Origin of the sequence: Flavobacterium sp. IMCC34518 (genome assembly GCF_027111095.2) — a bacterium.
Taxonomy (GTDB): Bacteria; Bacteroidota; Bacteroidia; order Flavobacteriales; family Flavobacteriaceae; genus Flavobacterium; species Flavobacterium praedii.
In genome coordinates this window covers 281,193-297,919 of the sequence record NZ_CP114284.2, presented here as the reverse complement: position 1 = coordinate 297,919, position 16,727 = coordinate 281,193, and the positions used below count along the sequence as shown (strand labels likewise).

Genomic DNA, 16,727 nt, shown 5'->3' with positions numbered 1-16,727 from the left:
TTGTTAAGTAAACAAATAAAAAAAAAACCAAATACCAATTGATAAATAAATTGGTATTTGGTTTTTAAAATATAAAATATTTTTGTCTAGAATTTAAACCGCTACATCATATTCGCGTAAAGCGTTATTTAATGAAGTTTTTAAATCGGTAGAGGGTTTGCGAGTTCCAATAATTAATGCACATGGAACTTGGTACTCTCCAGCAGCGAATTTTTTGGTGTAACTACCAGGAATTACTACAGAACGAGCAGGAACAAAACCTTTTCTTTCTACAGGGGTTTCTCCAGTAACATCAATTATTTTCGTTGAAGCTGTTAAGCACACATTGGCTCCAAGAACGGCCTCTTTCCCTACATGAACACCTTCTACAATAATACAACGAGAACCGATGAATGCTCCATCTTCTATAATTACGGGTGCTGCTTGTAGTGGTTCTAATACACCACCAATTCCAACTCCTCCACTTAAATGTACATCTTTTCCAACTTGAGCACAGCTACCCACAGTTGCCCATGTATCAACCATTGTTCCTGAATCAACATAAGCGCCAATATTTACATAACTAGGCATCATGATTACACCGCTCGAAATATAAGCACCATAACGGGCAGATGCACCAGGAACTACGCGAACTCCTTTTTCAGCATAATCTCTTTTGAGTAACATTTTATCATTGTACTCAAAAATTCCAGCCTCTAAGGTTTCCATTTTTTGAATAGGGAAGTACATAACAACGGCTTTCTTAATCCATTCGTTTACTTGCCAACCTTCACCCACAGGTTCTGCCACTCTTAAAATTCCTTGATCTAATAAAGAGATAACTTCTCTAATAGCATCCGTTGTTGTTGTTTCTTGAAGTAAAGCACGGTTTTCCCAAGCTTGTTCTATTATGGTCTGTAATGATTTCATTTTTGATAAATTTTTGGCAAAGATACCATTTTTAACTAATAGCAAAAAAGAGTATTTGTATGGAAAATGTTATAGTTATAACTTAATAGCCATTTATTTTGTGAAATTAATTTTAGATTAAAAAGTAATATATTTGTATAATAAATAGGAAAGCCATGGAAACGTTACGATTAGAATTTCAGCCCAATATTAAAGCCAAAATCTTGGAATTATTAAGTTCCTTTTCTTCGGATGAACTTATTATAGTTCAGGAAGATCCTTTTTTTGATGAAAATAAAAGAAAATTAGACACTGCTTACGCTAAACTCAAAAGCGGTACCGAAAAATTTTATTCTATTGATGAAGTCGATTCAATTCTGGACAAAACATTTTCAGAATATGACAGTTAATATTTCTTCCGAAAAAGTATTTAAATTTTGGTTGTCAGGAACCCACTTTTTCATATAATCGGAAGAAAAATATTTTTTGATGTGGGTTTCAAATGAATTTCAGAAAAGATTTGCTTAAAAATATAAAAAAAGATTTGAAACACCCATTTCATTTTAAAAGATCAAGGTATTTTGATGATGAAAATATTAAGGATTATGTTTTTAAGGGATATTCGGTTGTATATGAAATCGACGTAAATCAGAAGGTTATTTATGTTTTCGGATTTATCAAACACAAAAACTCACTATAAATGCCAAGAATACTCTCCATAGATTACGGACAAAAACGAACAGGAATAGCAGTTACCGATGAAATGCAAATTATTGCTTCGGGATTGACAACAATTCCATCAACCACTGCTATTGCTTTTTTGAAAGATTATTTCTCTAAAGAAAAAGTGGAAGCAGTACTCATTGGTGAACCCAAACAAATGAACGGTGAGCCTTCAGAAAGTGCTTCAATAATTAAAGGTTTTGTAACTCATTTTACCAATCATTTTCCAGATATGAAAGTGATTCGAGTTGATGAACGTTTTACATCAAAAATGGCTTTTCAAACAATGATTGACAGTGGTTTGAATAAAAAGCAACGTCAAAATAAAGGATTAATAGACGAGATTTCTGCTACCATTATGCTTCAAGATTATCTAAATCGTAAATAAGTCGTTTTTGATTTTTTAAAAAAAATATTCTCCTATTTTTTAAGCTTTTATTGTGCTAAATTGGCTTTAATAGTAGTTTTAAGATTTTTTTAAGGAGATTCGTATTAATTAAGGTATAACCTTAGGATGAAATTTTTTTTTAGTCTTCCATTAATTTTTTTGTACTTTTCAAGATACCTTCAGATAAGTTTGTCAGCCAAATTAATTGCTCTATGACCAATTGTGCTTCTTGCATTATTAAAGCAAAAGATTGATCGTTTATTTTATTTCCTTCTTTTAGCTCGCTTTGACGAATGTTTTTTAATTCTATAAACCGATTGGCTAACTCTTCTTTTGAGATATCGTTTGCATCGATAATTTCATTTTCTTTTAAGTAGGAAATGCTTTTTTCTAAATTTTTCAATACTTTTTCAACCACGATCGTAAAAGCTTTTGAGGACGGTGTAGTTGTATGCGATTGAATATAAGTGCCTAATGAAGCAATTGAAGAAAGCAATGAATGATTGAGTTCGGTTAATTTATAAAAAACCACAATGTTCTTTTGTTTGGATTTTGGTTCCTGAGACATTCTTTGGAAAGAAGCCATTAAGTTCCCAATCTCAATAAAAGCATTCTTTCTAGCCAAACGATAAGATGTTGTTACATCTCCTTTTTTGGTGTAATAAATGTAAATCTGGTTCAAATAATCTCGATTGGCGGCTATTGATTTTTCCAAATATTCTGGCGCTTTAATATATTCCCAAGATGGCCATAAAAAATGATTCGCAAAAAATGCTAAAGTTGCTCCAGTCAAAGTATCTAATATTCTAAACTGGATTACATTTACAAAATCTGGGGATAAAATGCCGTGAAGAAATACAATATACATAGTAACAAACGTAGCACTTACGGAGTAATTGGTTTGTGTAAATGAAAAACCAAGCAACATGCAGCTTATCGCTAAAAGGCTTAACACAAAATGATTGGGCATCAGGTATAGGATGCTAAAAGCTGTAATTCCACCTATAATAGTCCCGATAGCTCTTTGTATCGAACGCTGTTTTGTCAACCCATAACCAGGCCTCATAATGATGATGATGGTCATTAAAATCCAATATTCATTTTGAAATGGAAGCAACTTACCTATGATTCCACCCAAAATTAATGTTGTGGTTAATCGTAAGGAGTGTCTGAATATAGTAGACTCAAAACTTATATTTTCTATGAATGTACTTATTGAATAATATTGAGGAGTTAAAAATTTTTCTAAATCTTTATCCTTGCCTTTAAAATCATAAGTATTAGATATAGAAGTAAAAGCTCGTTCAATTATTTTAATTTTTTCAACTTGCTTTTCGGCATATTCAAGCATGGTTTTTAACATCAAGACTCCTTCAGAAGCCTCGGTTTTTCCTAGCTCGTTTTCGTAATTGGTGATTTCATTTTCTAGAGCCAATAAATGCTTAGATAATGAATTTTTAGAAACGTAATTGGTTCTTTTTTCAATATTCTTTGATAATTGCTTTAGCGTTGAAGCGAGCGTATAAGCTAAATTTTGATAGTTGGATAAAACTTTGGGATGATCCTTAAATTTTTGATGTAATTTGCTATGATCAAAAGAAGTAGATAATGCAAGTTCTAGTATTTCAACTAGCGAAATAAATACAATTAGCATTTTTCGGTTTTGGTTGGAGGAAACTGTATTGATATGCTTATCGATAAGTACTCTTCTAATATTTTGATGAATTATATTTAATTCGACTTGTAAGTGCAATTGTTTTTCAGTTATCTCTTTTTTATCGGCAATACTGTTCCATAAATCTCCTCTTAGTCTTAAGTATTTTGATGTTAATTTGATGCTTTCGGCAACTTGTAATTCGGCATAACGATTGGGACGTACATAATAAAAAAGCAAAGAAATAAATAAATAAAAGAATCCTCCAATTAGTAATAATCCCGAATGTTGTAACATTTCGAGTCCAGTATGTAGGTTAGAAAAAGATAAGGATACTGATAGTAATGCCGAAAAGGATGTAAATGTGGCTCTTTGTCCATAGACAGAAAGCATGGCCAAAATAAATACTAAAATCGAGAAAAAAGGATAGAATATAATAGGAATTGGATAGGTGAGATTAATCAGTAAATTGACTCCAGCTACTAAAAATGCAGTAACGATTATTCCGTTAATTTTATGCTTCAAGCTACTTGGAATATCACTTGGATAGGTTAAAAAAGCACCAAGTGCAATGGCAAACCCAATTTCAAAATGATTAAAATAGGTAAAAACCAAAACAGGAATTACAGCTGAAAGTGTTGCTTTTAAAGCATTTGTAAAATAAATGCTATCTGTAAATTTTTCTATTTTGGCAATCATAAAGTAATATTTGATACAAAGATAAGCGATAAATTGTTTTGAATAGTTTTGAGCATTAGATCCCATAAGCCAATTGCATTATTTTGAATAATTATTTTGCTTAAGTAGCATCTTATATGTAGTTGTATATAAATAAGACTGCTGATTTTTGAATATTTTAAGTAATTCTTGACTTTCGTAATATTAATTGCCGATGCTTAAAAAAATAACGGCAGTTTTTTATTTTATTCATCTTGTTAATTTCTGTAAAATTCTACTAATTATCAATTCTTGATTAATCAGTATCTATTTTTTTACTACTTTTGCCAACCTAATTAAATGGATTTTTTCCTTTATTTACACTAGTTATTAATAAAATCAATTCGAATGATATTACCAATTATAGGATATGGTGATCCTGTTTTAAGGAAAATAGGAGAGGAGCTTACTCCAGAATATCCAAATTTAAAGGAAGTTGTCGCGAACATGTACGAAACGATGTACAATGCTTGTGGCGTTGGTCTTGCTGCAGAACAAGTAGGTTTGTCATTGCGTTTATTTGTAGTGGATACTACACCGTTTAGTGATGATGACGATTTGGAAAATAACGAGCAAAAGAAATTAAGCGGATTCAAAAAAACTTTTATCAATGCTAGAATGATAAAAGAAGAAGGTGAGGAATGGGCTTTTAATGAAGGTTGTTTGAGTATTCCAGATGTTAGAGAAGATGTGTTTAGAAAACCTACTATAACATTAGAATATTGCGAAGAAGACTTTGTGATGAAAACAGAAGTTTTTGATGGATTAATTGCTAGAGTAATCCAACACGAATACGATCATATTGAAGGTATTTTGTTTACAGACAAAATTTCATCTTTGAAAAAAAGATTGATTCAGAAAAAATTAAAAAATATCATGGAAGGCAAAACTTTTCAGGATTATAGAATGAAGTTTTTTGCCAAAAAAGGAAGATAAATAAAACACTTTTCTATCGCTCATCTGTAGAGAATTAGTGTGTAGAAAATAATGAAATAAGTAAAAAAAATAAAAATGAGTTTAGAGAAAATATTATCCATTTCAGGAAAACCAGGTTTATATGTTTTAAAAGTGCAAACACGTACTGGTTTTGTTGCAGAGTCTTTATTAGACGGAAAAAAAACAACAGTTAGTTTAAAAAGCAATGTGAGTTTATTGTCGGAAATTTCCATTTATACTTATGATGCTGAAAAACCTTTGGCAGAAATCATGCAAAATATTGCTAAAAAAGAAAACAAAGGACAAACTATTTCGCATAAAGAAGATAACGCAAAATTGTTATCATATTTTAGAGAAATTCTGCCAGATTACGATGAAGAAAGAGTCTATGCCTCTGATGTAAAGAAAATTGTAAATTGGTACAATATGCTTCAAGAAAAAGGAATGATTGTTGATGAGGCTCCTGCTGTAGTTGAACAAGAAACTCCAGTTGCAGAAGAAGTAGTGGCTGAAAAAGTAAAAGCTCCTGCTAAAAAAGCAAAAGCTAAAAAAGAGTAAACAGTTATAATTGTGTATATTTATCCTGCTTTGATATTTCTAAGCAGGATTTTTTTATTTAAATTGATCTAAAAGATTAGTGTTTTTCCAATTTTTAAAATGCAAAGATGAACAAAGACCATCAATTACAAGCTTTCAAACGTTTATTGGATATCATGGACGAATTGCGTGAAAAATGTCCTTGGGATAAAAAGCAAACCATGCAATCGCTTCGTCATCTTACTATCGAAGAGACCTATGAATTGGGTGATGCTATATTAGATAATGATTTAAATGAAGTAAAAAAAGAATTAGGTGATTTGCTTTTGCATATTGTTTTTTATGCCAAAATAGGTAGTGAAACAAATGATTTTGATATCGCTGATGTGTGCAATGACATCTGTGAAAAACTGATTCATCGTCATCCGCATATTTATGGGGATGTTATAGTCGAAAATGAAGATGAAGTAAAACAGAACTGGGAAAAATTAAAACTCAAAGAAGGTAAAAAATCTGTTCTTGAAGGTGTACCAAAAAGTTTACCGGCATTAGTAAAAGCAAGTCGAATTCAAGATAAAGTGAAGGGAGTAGGTTTTGATTGGGAAGAATCACACCAGGTTTGGGATAAAGTACAAGAGGAACTACAAGAATTACAAGTAGAAATTGCTGCAGGTGATCACGATAAAATGGAAGATGAATTTGGAGATGTACTTTTTTCAATGATAAATTATGCGCGATTTCTAAACATTAATCCTGAAGACGCATTAGAAAGAACCAATAAAAAATTCATCAAAAGGTTTCAATATTTAGAAAGTAAAGCTACCGAATTAGGAAAGCCATTGATGGATATGACCCTTGCAGAAATGGATGTATTCTGGAATGAGGCTAAGAAATTATAGCTTTATTAGAATGCAAAAAAAATGGTATTTTAAAAAATTATTCCGCCAATTTTTTTAATTTATTGATATCTTTTAAAACTATTTTTTTTCCTATTAATCCTATTAAACCTAATTTATTAAAATCAGATAATAATCGAATACAACTTTCTGTGGCAGTACCAATCATACTGGCTAATTCATCTCTAGAGAGTTGTATTTTTAAAGTGCCATCCGCATTTGTACCCAAGGTTTCATGTAGATAAATCAAAGTTTCGGCCAATCGCTCTTTTACTGATTTTTGAGCCATATTCACCATGTGTTCATCAGATAATTTCAAGTCGCCACAAATTGTTTTCATCACATTCATTGAAAACTGATTGTTTTTGTCAAAGAAACCCATAACTTCGTTTTTGGGGATAAAGCAAACTTGCATATCTTCTAAAGCAATGGCACTTAAATTAGCAGGCTCATCACTTATCATTGATCGTTGACCCAATAATTCTCCTTTGCTAACTAGTTTGACAATATGATCTTTGCCATTTGGACTTAATTTGGTCATTTTGCAAACACCATCTTTTACGCAAAATATACCATTAACATTTTCTCCTTCTTCAAAAATGTTTTCTCCTTTTTTGATTAATTTAGAAACTTTACAATCGGATAGTTTTATAAGTTCGTCTTTGTTTAGTGCTTTCAAAGAACTAAATTCTCTTACGATACATTGTTCACATTTACTCATAATGAAATAGGATTTGCGGCTACAAAGTTATACATTTATATGATAAATATCATTGTTTTTATCATAATCAATTTGTAAAATTTGCACCCGCTTAATTAGTATCATTTTATGGAGAAAAATAACTGTTTTCATTGTGGTTTGGATATAATAAAAGAAGATCAAATTGTGTTCGATAACAAAGAATTTTGTTGCAATGGATGTAAAACGGTTTATGAAATTTTCAGTCTAAATGACATGACCTGTTATTATGATTTTGAAAAATCTCCAGGAGCAACTCCATTAGATATTAAAGGAAAATATGATTTTTTAGACAATGAAAGTATCGTTACAAAATTATTGGAATTTCAAGAAGATTCAACTGCTATTATTTCACTTAGTATTCCTCATATACATTGTAGCTCGTGTATTTGGATTTTGGAAAATTTACAGCGTCTTCAAAAAGGAATAAATACTTCTCAAGTTAATTTCCCAGAAAAAAAGGTTAGAATCAATTACAACCCGAATAGTGTTTCTTTAAAAGATATTGTCTATTTGTTGAGTTCAATTGGTTATGAACCATATATTAGTTTAGAGAATTACGAAGCTGGAAATAACAATATTGATAGAAGTTTAACGTATAAACTTGGAGTTGCTTTCTTTTGTTTTGGAAATATCATGTTACTTTCTTTTCCAGAATATTTTGAGGTAAAAGAATACTGGCTGGATAATTACAGACCATTTTTTAGAGGTTTGATTTTCGCTTTATCTTTGCCTTCTTTTCTATACTCCGCTAGTGGATATTATGTCTCGGCCTACAAAAGTATTAAAACTAAAATGCTTAATATTGATATTCCTATTGCTTTGGGTATTATAGTAATGTTTGTTCGAAGTACTTTTGATATTGTGATGGATTATGGTTCGGGTTTTTTTGATAGTCTAACAGGATTGATATTTTTTATGTTGTTGGGAAAAATGTTTCAAATCAAGACCTATAGTTTCCTTAGTTTCGAAAGAGATTTCAAATCCTATTTTCCAATTGCGATCACTAAAATAAATACGGATTCAAAAGAGGAAAGTATACCAGTTTATGAAATTGAAAAAGGAGATCGTTTATTAATTCGAAATCAAGAATTAATTCCAGTTGATGGAATTCTTATGTCTGATAAAGCTGAAATTGATTATAGTTTTGTTACTGGTGAAGCAATTCCAATCACTAAAAAATCAGGGGATAAAATTTTTGCTGGCGGAAAGCAAATTGGCAAAATTATCGAAATGGAAGTTTTGCAAACCATTTCACAAAGTTATCTGACACAATTGTGGAGTAACGATATTTTTCAGAAAAAAGTAGAACAGAAACACAAAACCATAACAGATAGTATTAGCCGTTATTTTACGCCAATACTTTTGTTAATAGCTTTTTCTGGTTTTGGATATTGGATATTTTTTGATGCCAATACTGCGTTTAATGTTTTTACAGCTGTTTTAATTGTTGCTTGCCCTTGCGCTCTAGCATTAACGGCACCTTTTACAATGGGAAATATGCTGCGAATTTTTGGGAACAAACATTTTTATCTCAAAAATGCTCTTGTAATTGAGCAATTGGCAAAAGTAGATACAATAGTTTTTGATAAAACAGGTACCATAACAACAAATACAAAATCCAATATTACTTATGAAGGTAAGGAGCTTTCCTCTGAGAATTTAATTGCTATCAAAAACGTACTTCGAGCATCAAATCATCCTTTGAGTCGAATGTTGTATGATTTTTTACCAGATACTAAAAGAATTAAGTTAGACTTTTTTGAAGAGTTTACAGGAAAAGGGATTCAAGCTGCAGTTGAAGGAGTTACTGTTCAATTAGGATCCGCTGATTTTGTTAATGCAAGCAGTAAAGAGGTTATTCAACAGACTACTGTACATATAAAGATTGGAAATGAGTATTACGGAAAATATATATTTAATAATGAATACCGTGAAGGATTGTCTGAACTGTTTACTAAGCTAAGTTCAGAGTATAAAATAAAAGTTTTATCTGGAGACAATGAAGGAGAACAAAGTTTGTTGGAGTCCATATTGCCAAATGGGACTGAGTTGGTTTTTAATCAAAAGCCAGAACAAAAACTGGAGTTTATAAAAGCACTGCAAGAGCAAGGTAAAAACGTTATGATGGTTGGAGATGGGCTTAATGACGCTGGGGCTTTAGCGCAGAGTAATGTTGGGGTTTCAATATCAGAAAATGTCAATGTTTTTTCGCCTGCTTGTGATGCAATTTTGGATGCCAAAGAATTTGAAAAATTGCATTATTTTTTGAAATTATCAGAAAAAGCTATCACGACAATCAAAATGAGTTTTACATTGTCATTATTGTATAATGTTGTAGGACTTTCTTTTGCAATAACAGGAAATCTTTTGCCACTGGTTGCGGCGATTATTATGCCGTTGAGTACCATTACGATAGTGAGTTTTGTAACGTTAATGAGTAATTATTATTCTCGAAAAATAAAATAGTTTAACAGGGAATTATATCTTATTTTTTCATATTTTTAACATATCAGATTAAATATGATAATTGTCATTTTTTATAAAAAGTGATACCTATAATTTTGTTAACTTAATATTAATAATATGAGTGTTATCTATTTGCTTATTGCCGTTAGCATTTTTGTTGCCATTGGTTTTTTTATTGCATTTGTTGTAGCTGTAAAATCAGGGCAATTTGATGATGACTACACCCCTTCTGTGCGAATGCTTTTTGATGATGAATTGATTAAAACTTCCCAAAAGAAATCAGAAATTAAAAGTTAAATTACTCTTTAATCTTTTATAAATTTACCAATTTTAAACAACTTTAAAAACAATTATAAATTATGGAAATGGAACAATTTTATTACGACAACAAAATTGTAAAGAAGTTCATTTATGCTACCATACTATTTGGAGTGGTGGGGATGTTAGTAGGTCTGATTTTGGCCACAATGTTCCTTTTTCCAAACATGACCGAAGGTATTTCGTGGTTGAGTTTTGGTAGATTGAGACCTTTACATACTAATGCAGTTATTTTTGCCTTTGTTGGTAATGCAATGTTTGCAGGTGTATACTATTCGCTTCAACGATTGTTGAAAGCCAGAATGTATAGCGACTTTTTAAGTAACCTTAATTTTTGGGGTTGGCAATTAATTATAGTTGCAGCTGCTATTTCACTTCCGTTGGGGTATACTACTTCAAAAGAGTATGCTGAATTAGAATGGCCAATAGATATAGCTATTGCATTGATATGGGTAGCTTTTGGAATCAATATGATTGGTACCATGTTAAAAAGAAGAGAGCGTCATTTGTATGTTGCTATTTGGTTTTATTTAGCAACATTTATAACAGTTGCTGTATTGCATATTTTTAATAGTTTAGAATTGCCAATTTCTGCTTTAAAAAGTTATTCTGTTTATGCAGGAGTTCAAGATGCTTTAGTACAGTGGTGGTATGGTCATAATGCGGTTGCCTTTTTCTTGACAACACCATTTTTAGGTTTAATGTATTATTTTGTTCCAAAAGTTGCCAATCGTCCAGTATATTCTTATCGTTTGTCAATCATTCACTTTTGGTCTTTAATATTTTTATATATCTGGGCAGGTCCTCACCATTTATTATATTCTGCTTTACCTACCTGGGCACAAAATTTAGGAGTTGTATTCTCAGTAATGTTGATTGCTCCATCTTGGGGAGGTATGATCAATGGTCTTTTGACATTGAGAGGTGTTTGGGATAAAGTTCGAGAAGAACCTGTATTGAAGTTTTTTGTAGTTGCAATGACCGGTTATGGTATGGCTACTTTTGAAGGGCCAATGCTTTCTCTTAAAAATGTAAATGCAATTGCACACTATACCGATTGGATTATTGCTCACGTTCACGTAGGAGCGTTGGCTTGGAATGGTTTTATGGCATTTGGTATTATTTATTGGTTAATCCCAAGGATGACAAAAACAACTTTATATTCTACCAAATTAGCTAATTTTCATTTCTGGATTGGTACATTAGGTATTATATTGTATGCATTACCAATGTATTTAGCAGGTTTCTTACAAGCATCTATGTGGAAACAATTTAATCCTGACGGAACTTTAACGTATGGTAATTTCCTTGAAACGGTTACTCAAATTATGCCAATGTATTGGATGAGAGCTGTTGGTGGTACTATGTATCTTACTGGAATGCTGACATTGGTTTATAACATTATTCAAACCGTACGTGCGGGAGAAGAAGTAGAAGACGAATTGGCAGAAGCTCCAGCTTTACAAAGCATTAGTGCTGGAAGACTTAAAGGAGAGAAATACCATTCTTGGTTGGAAAGAAAACCAATTAAAATGGCGGTGTTTGCAACTATTGCAATCTTAATTGGTGGTATTATTCAAATTGTACCCACTATTATGGTAAAATCAAATATACCAACTATTTCTAGTGTTAAACCTTATTCTCCTTTAGAATTAGAAGGTCGTGATTTATATATCCGCGAAGGTTGTGTGGGATGTCACTCTCAGTCTGTACGTCCATTCCGTAGTGAAGTAGAACGTTATGGACCTCAATCCAAAGCGGGAGAGTTTGTTTATGATCATCCATTTTTATGGGGATCTAAACGTACTGGTCCAGATTTGTTAAGAGAAGGTGGGAAATACAATGACAATTGGCATTTTAATCACTTTTGGAGTCCGCAAAGTATATCTGCAGGTTCTATTATGCCTAGCTATAAATGGTTGTTTGACAATAAAGCATTGGATATTTCAATGACAGAAAAGAAAATGAAAGCAATGGTTACACTCGGTGTCCCTTATAGTGATGCTCAAGTAGCTAATGGATTAAAAGATTTAAGAACTCAAGCCATTGCGATAGAAGAAAGTCTAAAAAATGATCCTGACTTTGTAAAAAGTTATGAAGATAGCAAGAAAAAAGCAATTGCTAGAGGTGAGAAATTTGTACCAATGAATGAAAGAGAAATTGTAGCTTTAATCGCTTATATACAAAGATTGGGTACTGATATTAAAGTAAAACAATAATAGAGTAAAGATATGTTTGAACAAATAAAACACAATATGGAAACCATTTCGGGTGTCGAAATTTTTCCAATACTATCGTTACTTATTTTCTTTTCCTTTTTTATCGGATTGGGTATTTGGGTATATTCATATAAAAAAGAGACTATAGACGAAATAAGTCAAATCCCTTTAGAAGATTAAATTGTACAATTTAAAAATAAATAGATAATGAAAAAATTAGTTCCACCTTATATAAGAGTTCTTTTCATCTTTTTCATCGTTCTTGGAGCGATGGAGTATTTTATCGATTCAGGTGATCGTCCTGCTTTTGTTAAATATCCAATGGTTGCCGTCTTTTTGTTTGTGTTTCTTTTCCTTTTGATAGCAATTGAAACTACTTTGACTGCTGTAAATACCATCATGTATCAGTTAATGTCTGATGAGGAGAAAGCAAACAAGGCTTATGAAGATAGTTTAAGTTTAAAAGACAAAAGTTGGTATAAAAACATAATGCAACTTTTGACAAAAACAGTACCTGTTGAAGACGAAAAACAACTATTGATGGATCATGATTATGATGGAATCAAGGAATTAGATAATAATTTACCACCATGGTGGGTATATTTATTTTATGCTTGTATTGTTTTTGCCGCTGTTTATTTAGTTCGTTTTGAAATTTTGGGTGCACCTGATCAAGAAACTGAATTGAAAAATGAAATGGCTCAAGCTAAAATTGAAGTAGCAGAGTATATGAAAACAGCACCAGATTTGATGGACGAGAATTCAGTAACATTATTAACGGATCCTGCAGATTTAGATAAAGGTAAAGCGATTTTTGCAACTAATTGTGTAGCTTGTCATAGAGCTGATGCTGGTGGACAAATTGGACCTAACTTAACAGATGATCATTGGATATTAGGAGGTGGAATAAAAAATTTATTTCATACAATAACAAATGGAGGTCGTGACGGTAAAGGAATGATTGCATGGAAAGGAACTTTAAAACCAAAAGAAATTCAGGCAGTTGCCAGTTATGTTATTTCATTAAAAGGTAGTAATCCAAAAGATCCAAAAGCACCAGATGGTGAAATTTGGGTTGATGATAAAGCTTCAACTAGCGCTCCTGCAGCAGTTCCCGCGACAGATAGTACAAAAGTAAAAATATAAGTATTATAATTTAAAAGCTCTGTCAAAGTTAATAACTTTGACAGAGCTTTTATTCTATTAAATAGGATTATAGTAATTGCAAATTCATTGTAATTACTCAAGTTTCAACACTGATTTTGTATGTTATTTTTGTTGAAATTGGTTAAAATAGAATTTATGTATTGCATGAAACACTAATTATTTTAATAAAAAAAACAAAAAATGTCAAGTAATCTAGACGAATCTTTTAGAGACACAATAGGGACAATTGATAAAGAAGGACATAGAAAATATATTTATCCCAAAAAACCTTCTGGTAAGTTTTATGAATATAGAAAATGGGTTAGTTATTTTTTATTAATCATTTTAATAGCCAATCCGTTTATAAAAATTAATGGCAATCAGTTTATGATGTTCAATGTATTGGAACGTCGTTTTAATATTTTTAGTTTTCCATTTTGGCCTCAGGACTTTTATATTTTTGTTTTGTTTATGGTCATTGGGGTTGTTTTTGTAATTCTTTTTACGGTTATATTTGGGCGTATTTTTTGTGGTTGGATTTGTCCACAAACGATTTTTTTGGAAATGGTTTTTCGTCGAATAGAGTATTGGATTGAAGGCGACAGAGGAGCACAAATCCGATTGGATAAACAAGAATGGAATAGTGAAAAAATCGGAAAGAAAACCCTAAAATGGTTTGTGTTTCTGGTTATATCATTTATGATAGCCAATGTTTTTTTAGCTTATCTTATAAGTAGCGATGAATTATTTCGTTTAATTAAAGATGGACCTTTGTCTCATTCGAGTACCTTTATTTCTTTATTGATTTTTACGAGCGTTTTTTATTTTGTATTTGCATGGTTTAGAGAACAGGTTTGTATTATAGCTTGCCCTTATGGAAGATTACAAGGGGTACTGTTAGACAAAAAATCGATAAATGTGGTTTATGACTTCGTTCGTGGTGAAAAAGAGCAAGGAAGAGCTAAATTTAATAAGCAAGAAGATCGTGCAAAGACTGGAAAAGGAGATTGTATTGATTGTAAGCAATGTGTAAACGTATGTCCAACAGGAATTGATATTCGCAATGGCGTACAATTAGAATGTGTCAATTGTACCGCTTGTATTGATGAATGCGATTCTATAATGGAAAGCGTTGGTTTGCCTTTAGGACTGATTAGATATGCTTCGGAAGATGAAATAGAAACCAAAGCTAAATTCAAGTTTACCGCTAGAATGAAGGGGTATACTGCTGTATTGGTTATTTTAATTGGAGTGCTAACAGGGTTATTGTTTTTAAGAACCGAGGTTGAAGCTACTATTTTGCGTTTGCCAGGTCAATTATTTCAACACAAAGGGGATAATATTAGTAATATTTATACCTTTAAGATTATAAATAAAACAAATCATGATATTAATGATTTACATTTTGAATTGGTTGGTATAAAAGGTGCTTTAAAAGTTGTTGGAGTTCAAGAGTTAAAAGTTGCCAAACACGGGATGTCAAGTGGTACTTTGTTTATCGAAATCAGTAAATATTTATTGGAAAGTGATAGGACTACTGTAGAAATTGATCTTTATGAGGGTAATAAAAAAATAGAGACTACTCATACTAATTTTTTGAGTCCTCGAAGTTTTGATTAGACTAAACTACTAAGGGGAAATTAGCATGGGTAATAAAAAAGTAAAATAGAATTTTAATAAAAAATAGAATGAAAATTAATTGGGGAACTTATATCGTGATTGCTTTTGCTTTGTTCATAAGTTTTATTATGTACTTTGTTGTAAAGGTTCAAACGGATAGTAAGTATGATAATGATTTGGTTGTAGAAGAATATTACAAACACGATGTGCATTTTCAAGACGAAATGGTGCGCATCCAAAATGCTCATGATTTAAAGGTTAAACCTATTATTACGGTCAATACCAAAGGGGTTACAATTGTTTTTCCTGCAGATTTTTCTCCAAAAGAGATAACAGGAACTGTTGCTTTTTATCGTGCTTCTAATAAAAAGTTTGATTTTCAACTCCCACTTGTGTTTACAGATGCTGCATCAGTGTTTGTTTCTAATGATAAACTTATTGGTGGTGAATGGAACATTAATATGGAATGGAAATATAAAGGGAAATCATATTTGACTAAAGAGAAAGTTTATATAAAAACGCCCTAATCCCAGAATGATAAATTAATTACAGTAATTCAATAATTCAAAATATGATTTAGAGATTTGAAGATAGTATTTCACTTCATGCCTCTAACATCTAAACTTTTTACCTCAAAATGCTTTATACTGCCTTTTTATTTGGTTTAATCAGTAGTTTTCACTGTATTGGAATGTGTGGTCCTATAGCACTGATGCTGCCTGTTGCCCGAAATAATCCTGCTAAAAAAGTTATTCAAATTAGTATCTATCATTTGGGAAGATTGATGGCTTATGGTAGTATTGGATTGATTTTTGGAATGTTGGGTAAAGGATTCTTTTTGGCTGGTATTCAACAGCAATTATCAATTTTTATCGGAATTGCTATGATTCTTATCATTCTTATTCCCGAAAAATTATTGTCTAATTATAATTTTTCGAAGCCGGTTTTCAAAGTGATTTCTAAAATTAAGCAAAATCTGGGAAGTCATTTTAAGAGTAAAAGTTATAAATCACTTTTTATTATTGGTTTATTAAATGGTTTTTTGCCTTGTGGAATGGTTTATGTAGCCTTGTTTGGCGCAATTGCTATGCAAAGTGCTGGTTTTGGAGTCTTGTATATGTTGCTCTTTGGATTGGGAACTGTACCACTTATGAGTTCTGTGGTTTATATCAACTCGTTACTGACCATTTCTGTACGGAATAAAATTCAAAAAATTGTTCCAATCGTTGGTGTGATAATAGGAATTTTATTTATTCTTAGAGGTTTGGGGCTTGGGATTCCTTATGTCTCGCCTTCAAATATGAATTTATTTATACAAGAAAAAGCCAATTGTCATTAATTGGCTTTTTTTTTTGATTTTTTTTGGTCTTGAAAAGATAAATTGATCATCGTTTGCACTATTGCGTGAGGGATAGAGCAAGGCGCCATGCGCTCGTGATAGCCCGACCAGATTGTGCAAAGGGGCTGAATAAGCGGT

At 31.5% G+C, this 16,727-nt stretch carries 16 protein-coding genes; 13 read left to right on the top strand and 3 right to left on the bottom strand.

Features of this window, described 5'->3' with window-relative positions; all coding sequences use genetic code 11:
* Positions 1–93 precede the first annotated feature (93 nt).
* The gene (locus tag OZP06_RS01215; RefSeq protein WP_269223313.1) at positions 94–909 is read right to left on the bottom strand and encodes a 2,3,4,5-tetrahydropyridine-2,6-dicarboxylate N-succinyltransferase; all 816 of its coding nucleotides are present in this window, start codon (positions 907–909) and stop codon (positions 94–96) included.
* 155 nt (positions 910–1,064) lie between these two features.
* On the opposite strand from OZP06_RS01215, the gene OZP06_RS01210 reads away from it, so the two are divergent.
* Both OZP06_RS01210 and ruvX read left to right on the top strand, forming a co-directional pair.
* Positions 1,065–1,298, top strand: coding sequence for a hypothetical protein (locus OZP06_RS01210; protein ID WP_269223312.1), 234 nt, complete (start codon positions 1,065–1,067; stop codon positions 1,296–1,298).
* 290 nt (positions 1,299–1,588) lie between these two features.
* Positions 1,589–1,999, top strand: a complete 411-nt coding sequence (gene ruvX / locus OZP06_RS01200) for a Holliday junction resolvase RuvX (protein ID WP_269223310.1) — start codon at positions 1,589–1,591, stop codon at positions 1,997–1,999.
* A 139-nt stretch (positions 2,000–2,138) separates the two neighbouring features.
* Here ruvX and OZP06_RS01195 read toward each other — a convergent pair whose 3' ends face one another.
* Positions 2,139–4,352, bottom strand: coding sequence for an FUSC family membrane protein (locus tag OZP06_RS01195; RefSeq protein ID WP_269223309.1), 2,214 nt, complete (start codon positions 4,350–4,352; stop codon positions 2,139–2,141).
* A 366-nt stretch (positions 4,353–4,718) separates the two neighbouring features.
* Between OZP06_RS01195 and def the strand changes: the two genes are divergently transcribed.
* The 3 genes from def to mazG all read left to right on the top strand — a co-directional run bounded on the left by def (position 4,719) and on the right by mazG (position 6,742).
* Entirely contained in the window at positions 4,719–5,306 is a 588-nt protein-coding gene (gene def / locus OZP06_RS01190) for a peptide deformylase (RefSeq protein WP_269223308.1), read from the top strand.
* A gap of 75 nt (positions 5,307–5,381) precedes the next feature.
* The gene (locus OZP06_RS01185; protein WP_269223307.1) at positions 5,382–5,864 is read left to right on the top strand and encodes a DUF5606 domain-containing protein; all 483 of its coding nucleotides are present in this window, start codon (positions 5,382–5,384) and stop codon (positions 5,862–5,864) included.
* 107 nt (positions 5,865–5,971) lie between these two features.
* Positions 5,972–6,742, top strand: a complete 771-nt coding sequence (gene mazG, locus OZP06_RS01180) for a nucleoside triphosphate pyrophosphohydrolase (protein WP_269223306.1) — start codon at positions 5,972–5,974, stop codon at positions 6,740–6,742.
* A 37-nt stretch (positions 6,743–6,779) separates the two neighbouring features.
* Here mazG and OZP06_RS01175 read toward each other — a convergent pair whose 3' ends face one another.
* Positions 6,780–7,460, bottom strand: coding sequence for a Crp/Fnr family transcriptional regulator (locus OZP06_RS01175; protein ID WP_281239288.1), 681 nt, complete (start codon positions 7,458–7,460; stop codon positions 6,780–6,782).
* Between the two features lie 108 nt (positions 7,461–7,568).
* Between OZP06_RS01175 and OZP06_RS01170 the strand changes: the two genes are divergently transcribed.
* The 8 genes from OZP06_RS01170 (at position 7,569) to OZP06_RS01135 (ending at position 16,589) form a co-directional block, all read left to right on the top strand.
* Positions 7,569–9,947: a heavy metal translocating P-type ATPase metal-binding domain-containing protein gene (locus OZP06_RS01170; RefSeq protein ID WP_281239289.1), complete on the top strand. Its 2,379-nt coding sequence runs from the start codon at positions 7,569–7,571 to the stop codon at positions 9,945–9,947.
* A gap of 117 nt (positions 9,948–10,064) precedes the next feature.
* The gene (gene ccoS / locus OZP06_RS01165; RefSeq protein ID WP_269223305.1) at positions 10,065–10,244 is read left to right on the top strand and encodes a cbb3-type cytochrome oxidase assembly protein CcoS; all 180 of its coding nucleotides are present in this window, start codon (positions 10,065–10,067) and stop codon (positions 10,242–10,244) included.
* A gap of 62 nt (positions 10,245–10,306) precedes the next feature.
* Positions 10,307–12,484: a cytochrome-c oxidase, cbb3-type subunit I gene (ccoN, locus tag OZP06_RS01160; protein WP_269223304.1), complete on the top strand. Its 2,178-nt coding sequence runs from the start codon at positions 10,307–10,309 to the stop codon at positions 12,482–12,484.
* Positions 12,485–12,496: 12 nt separating this feature from the next.
* Positions 12,497–12,664 carry a CcoQ/FixQ family Cbb3-type cytochrome c oxidase assembly chaperone gene (locus OZP06_RS01155; RefSeq protein WP_269223303.1) on the top strand — a complete coding sequence of 56 codons (168 nt, stop codon included), beginning with the start codon at positions 12,497–12,499 and terminating at the stop codon, positions 12,662–12,664.
* A gap of 27 nt (positions 12,665–12,691) precedes the next feature.
* A complete protein-coding gene (locus OZP06_RS01150) occupies positions 12,692–13,630 on the top strand; it encodes a cbb3-type cytochrome c oxidase N-terminal domain-containing protein (RefSeq protein ID WP_269223302.1) in 939 nt (312 codons plus the stop codon).
* Positions 13,631–13,831: 201 nt separating this feature from the next.
* The gene (gene ccoG / locus OZP06_RS01145; protein ID WP_281324120.1) at positions 13,832–15,250 is read left to right on the top strand and encodes a cytochrome c oxidase accessory protein CcoG; all 1,419 of its coding nucleotides are present in this window, start codon (positions 13,832–13,834) and stop codon (positions 15,248–15,250) included.
* A gap of 68 nt (positions 15,251–15,318) precedes the next feature.
* Positions 15,319–15,777 (top strand): FixH family protein, encoded by a 459-nt coding sequence (locus OZP06_RS01140; protein WP_269223300.1) that lies wholly within the window; start codon positions 15,319–15,321, stop codon positions 15,775–15,777.
* 110 nt (positions 15,778–15,887) lie between these two features.
* Entirely contained in the window at positions 15,888–16,589 is a 702-nt protein-coding gene (locus OZP06_RS01135; RefSeq protein WP_269223299.1) for a sulfite exporter TauE/SafE family protein, read from the top strand.
* Positions 16,590–16,727 lie beyond the last annotated feature (138 nt).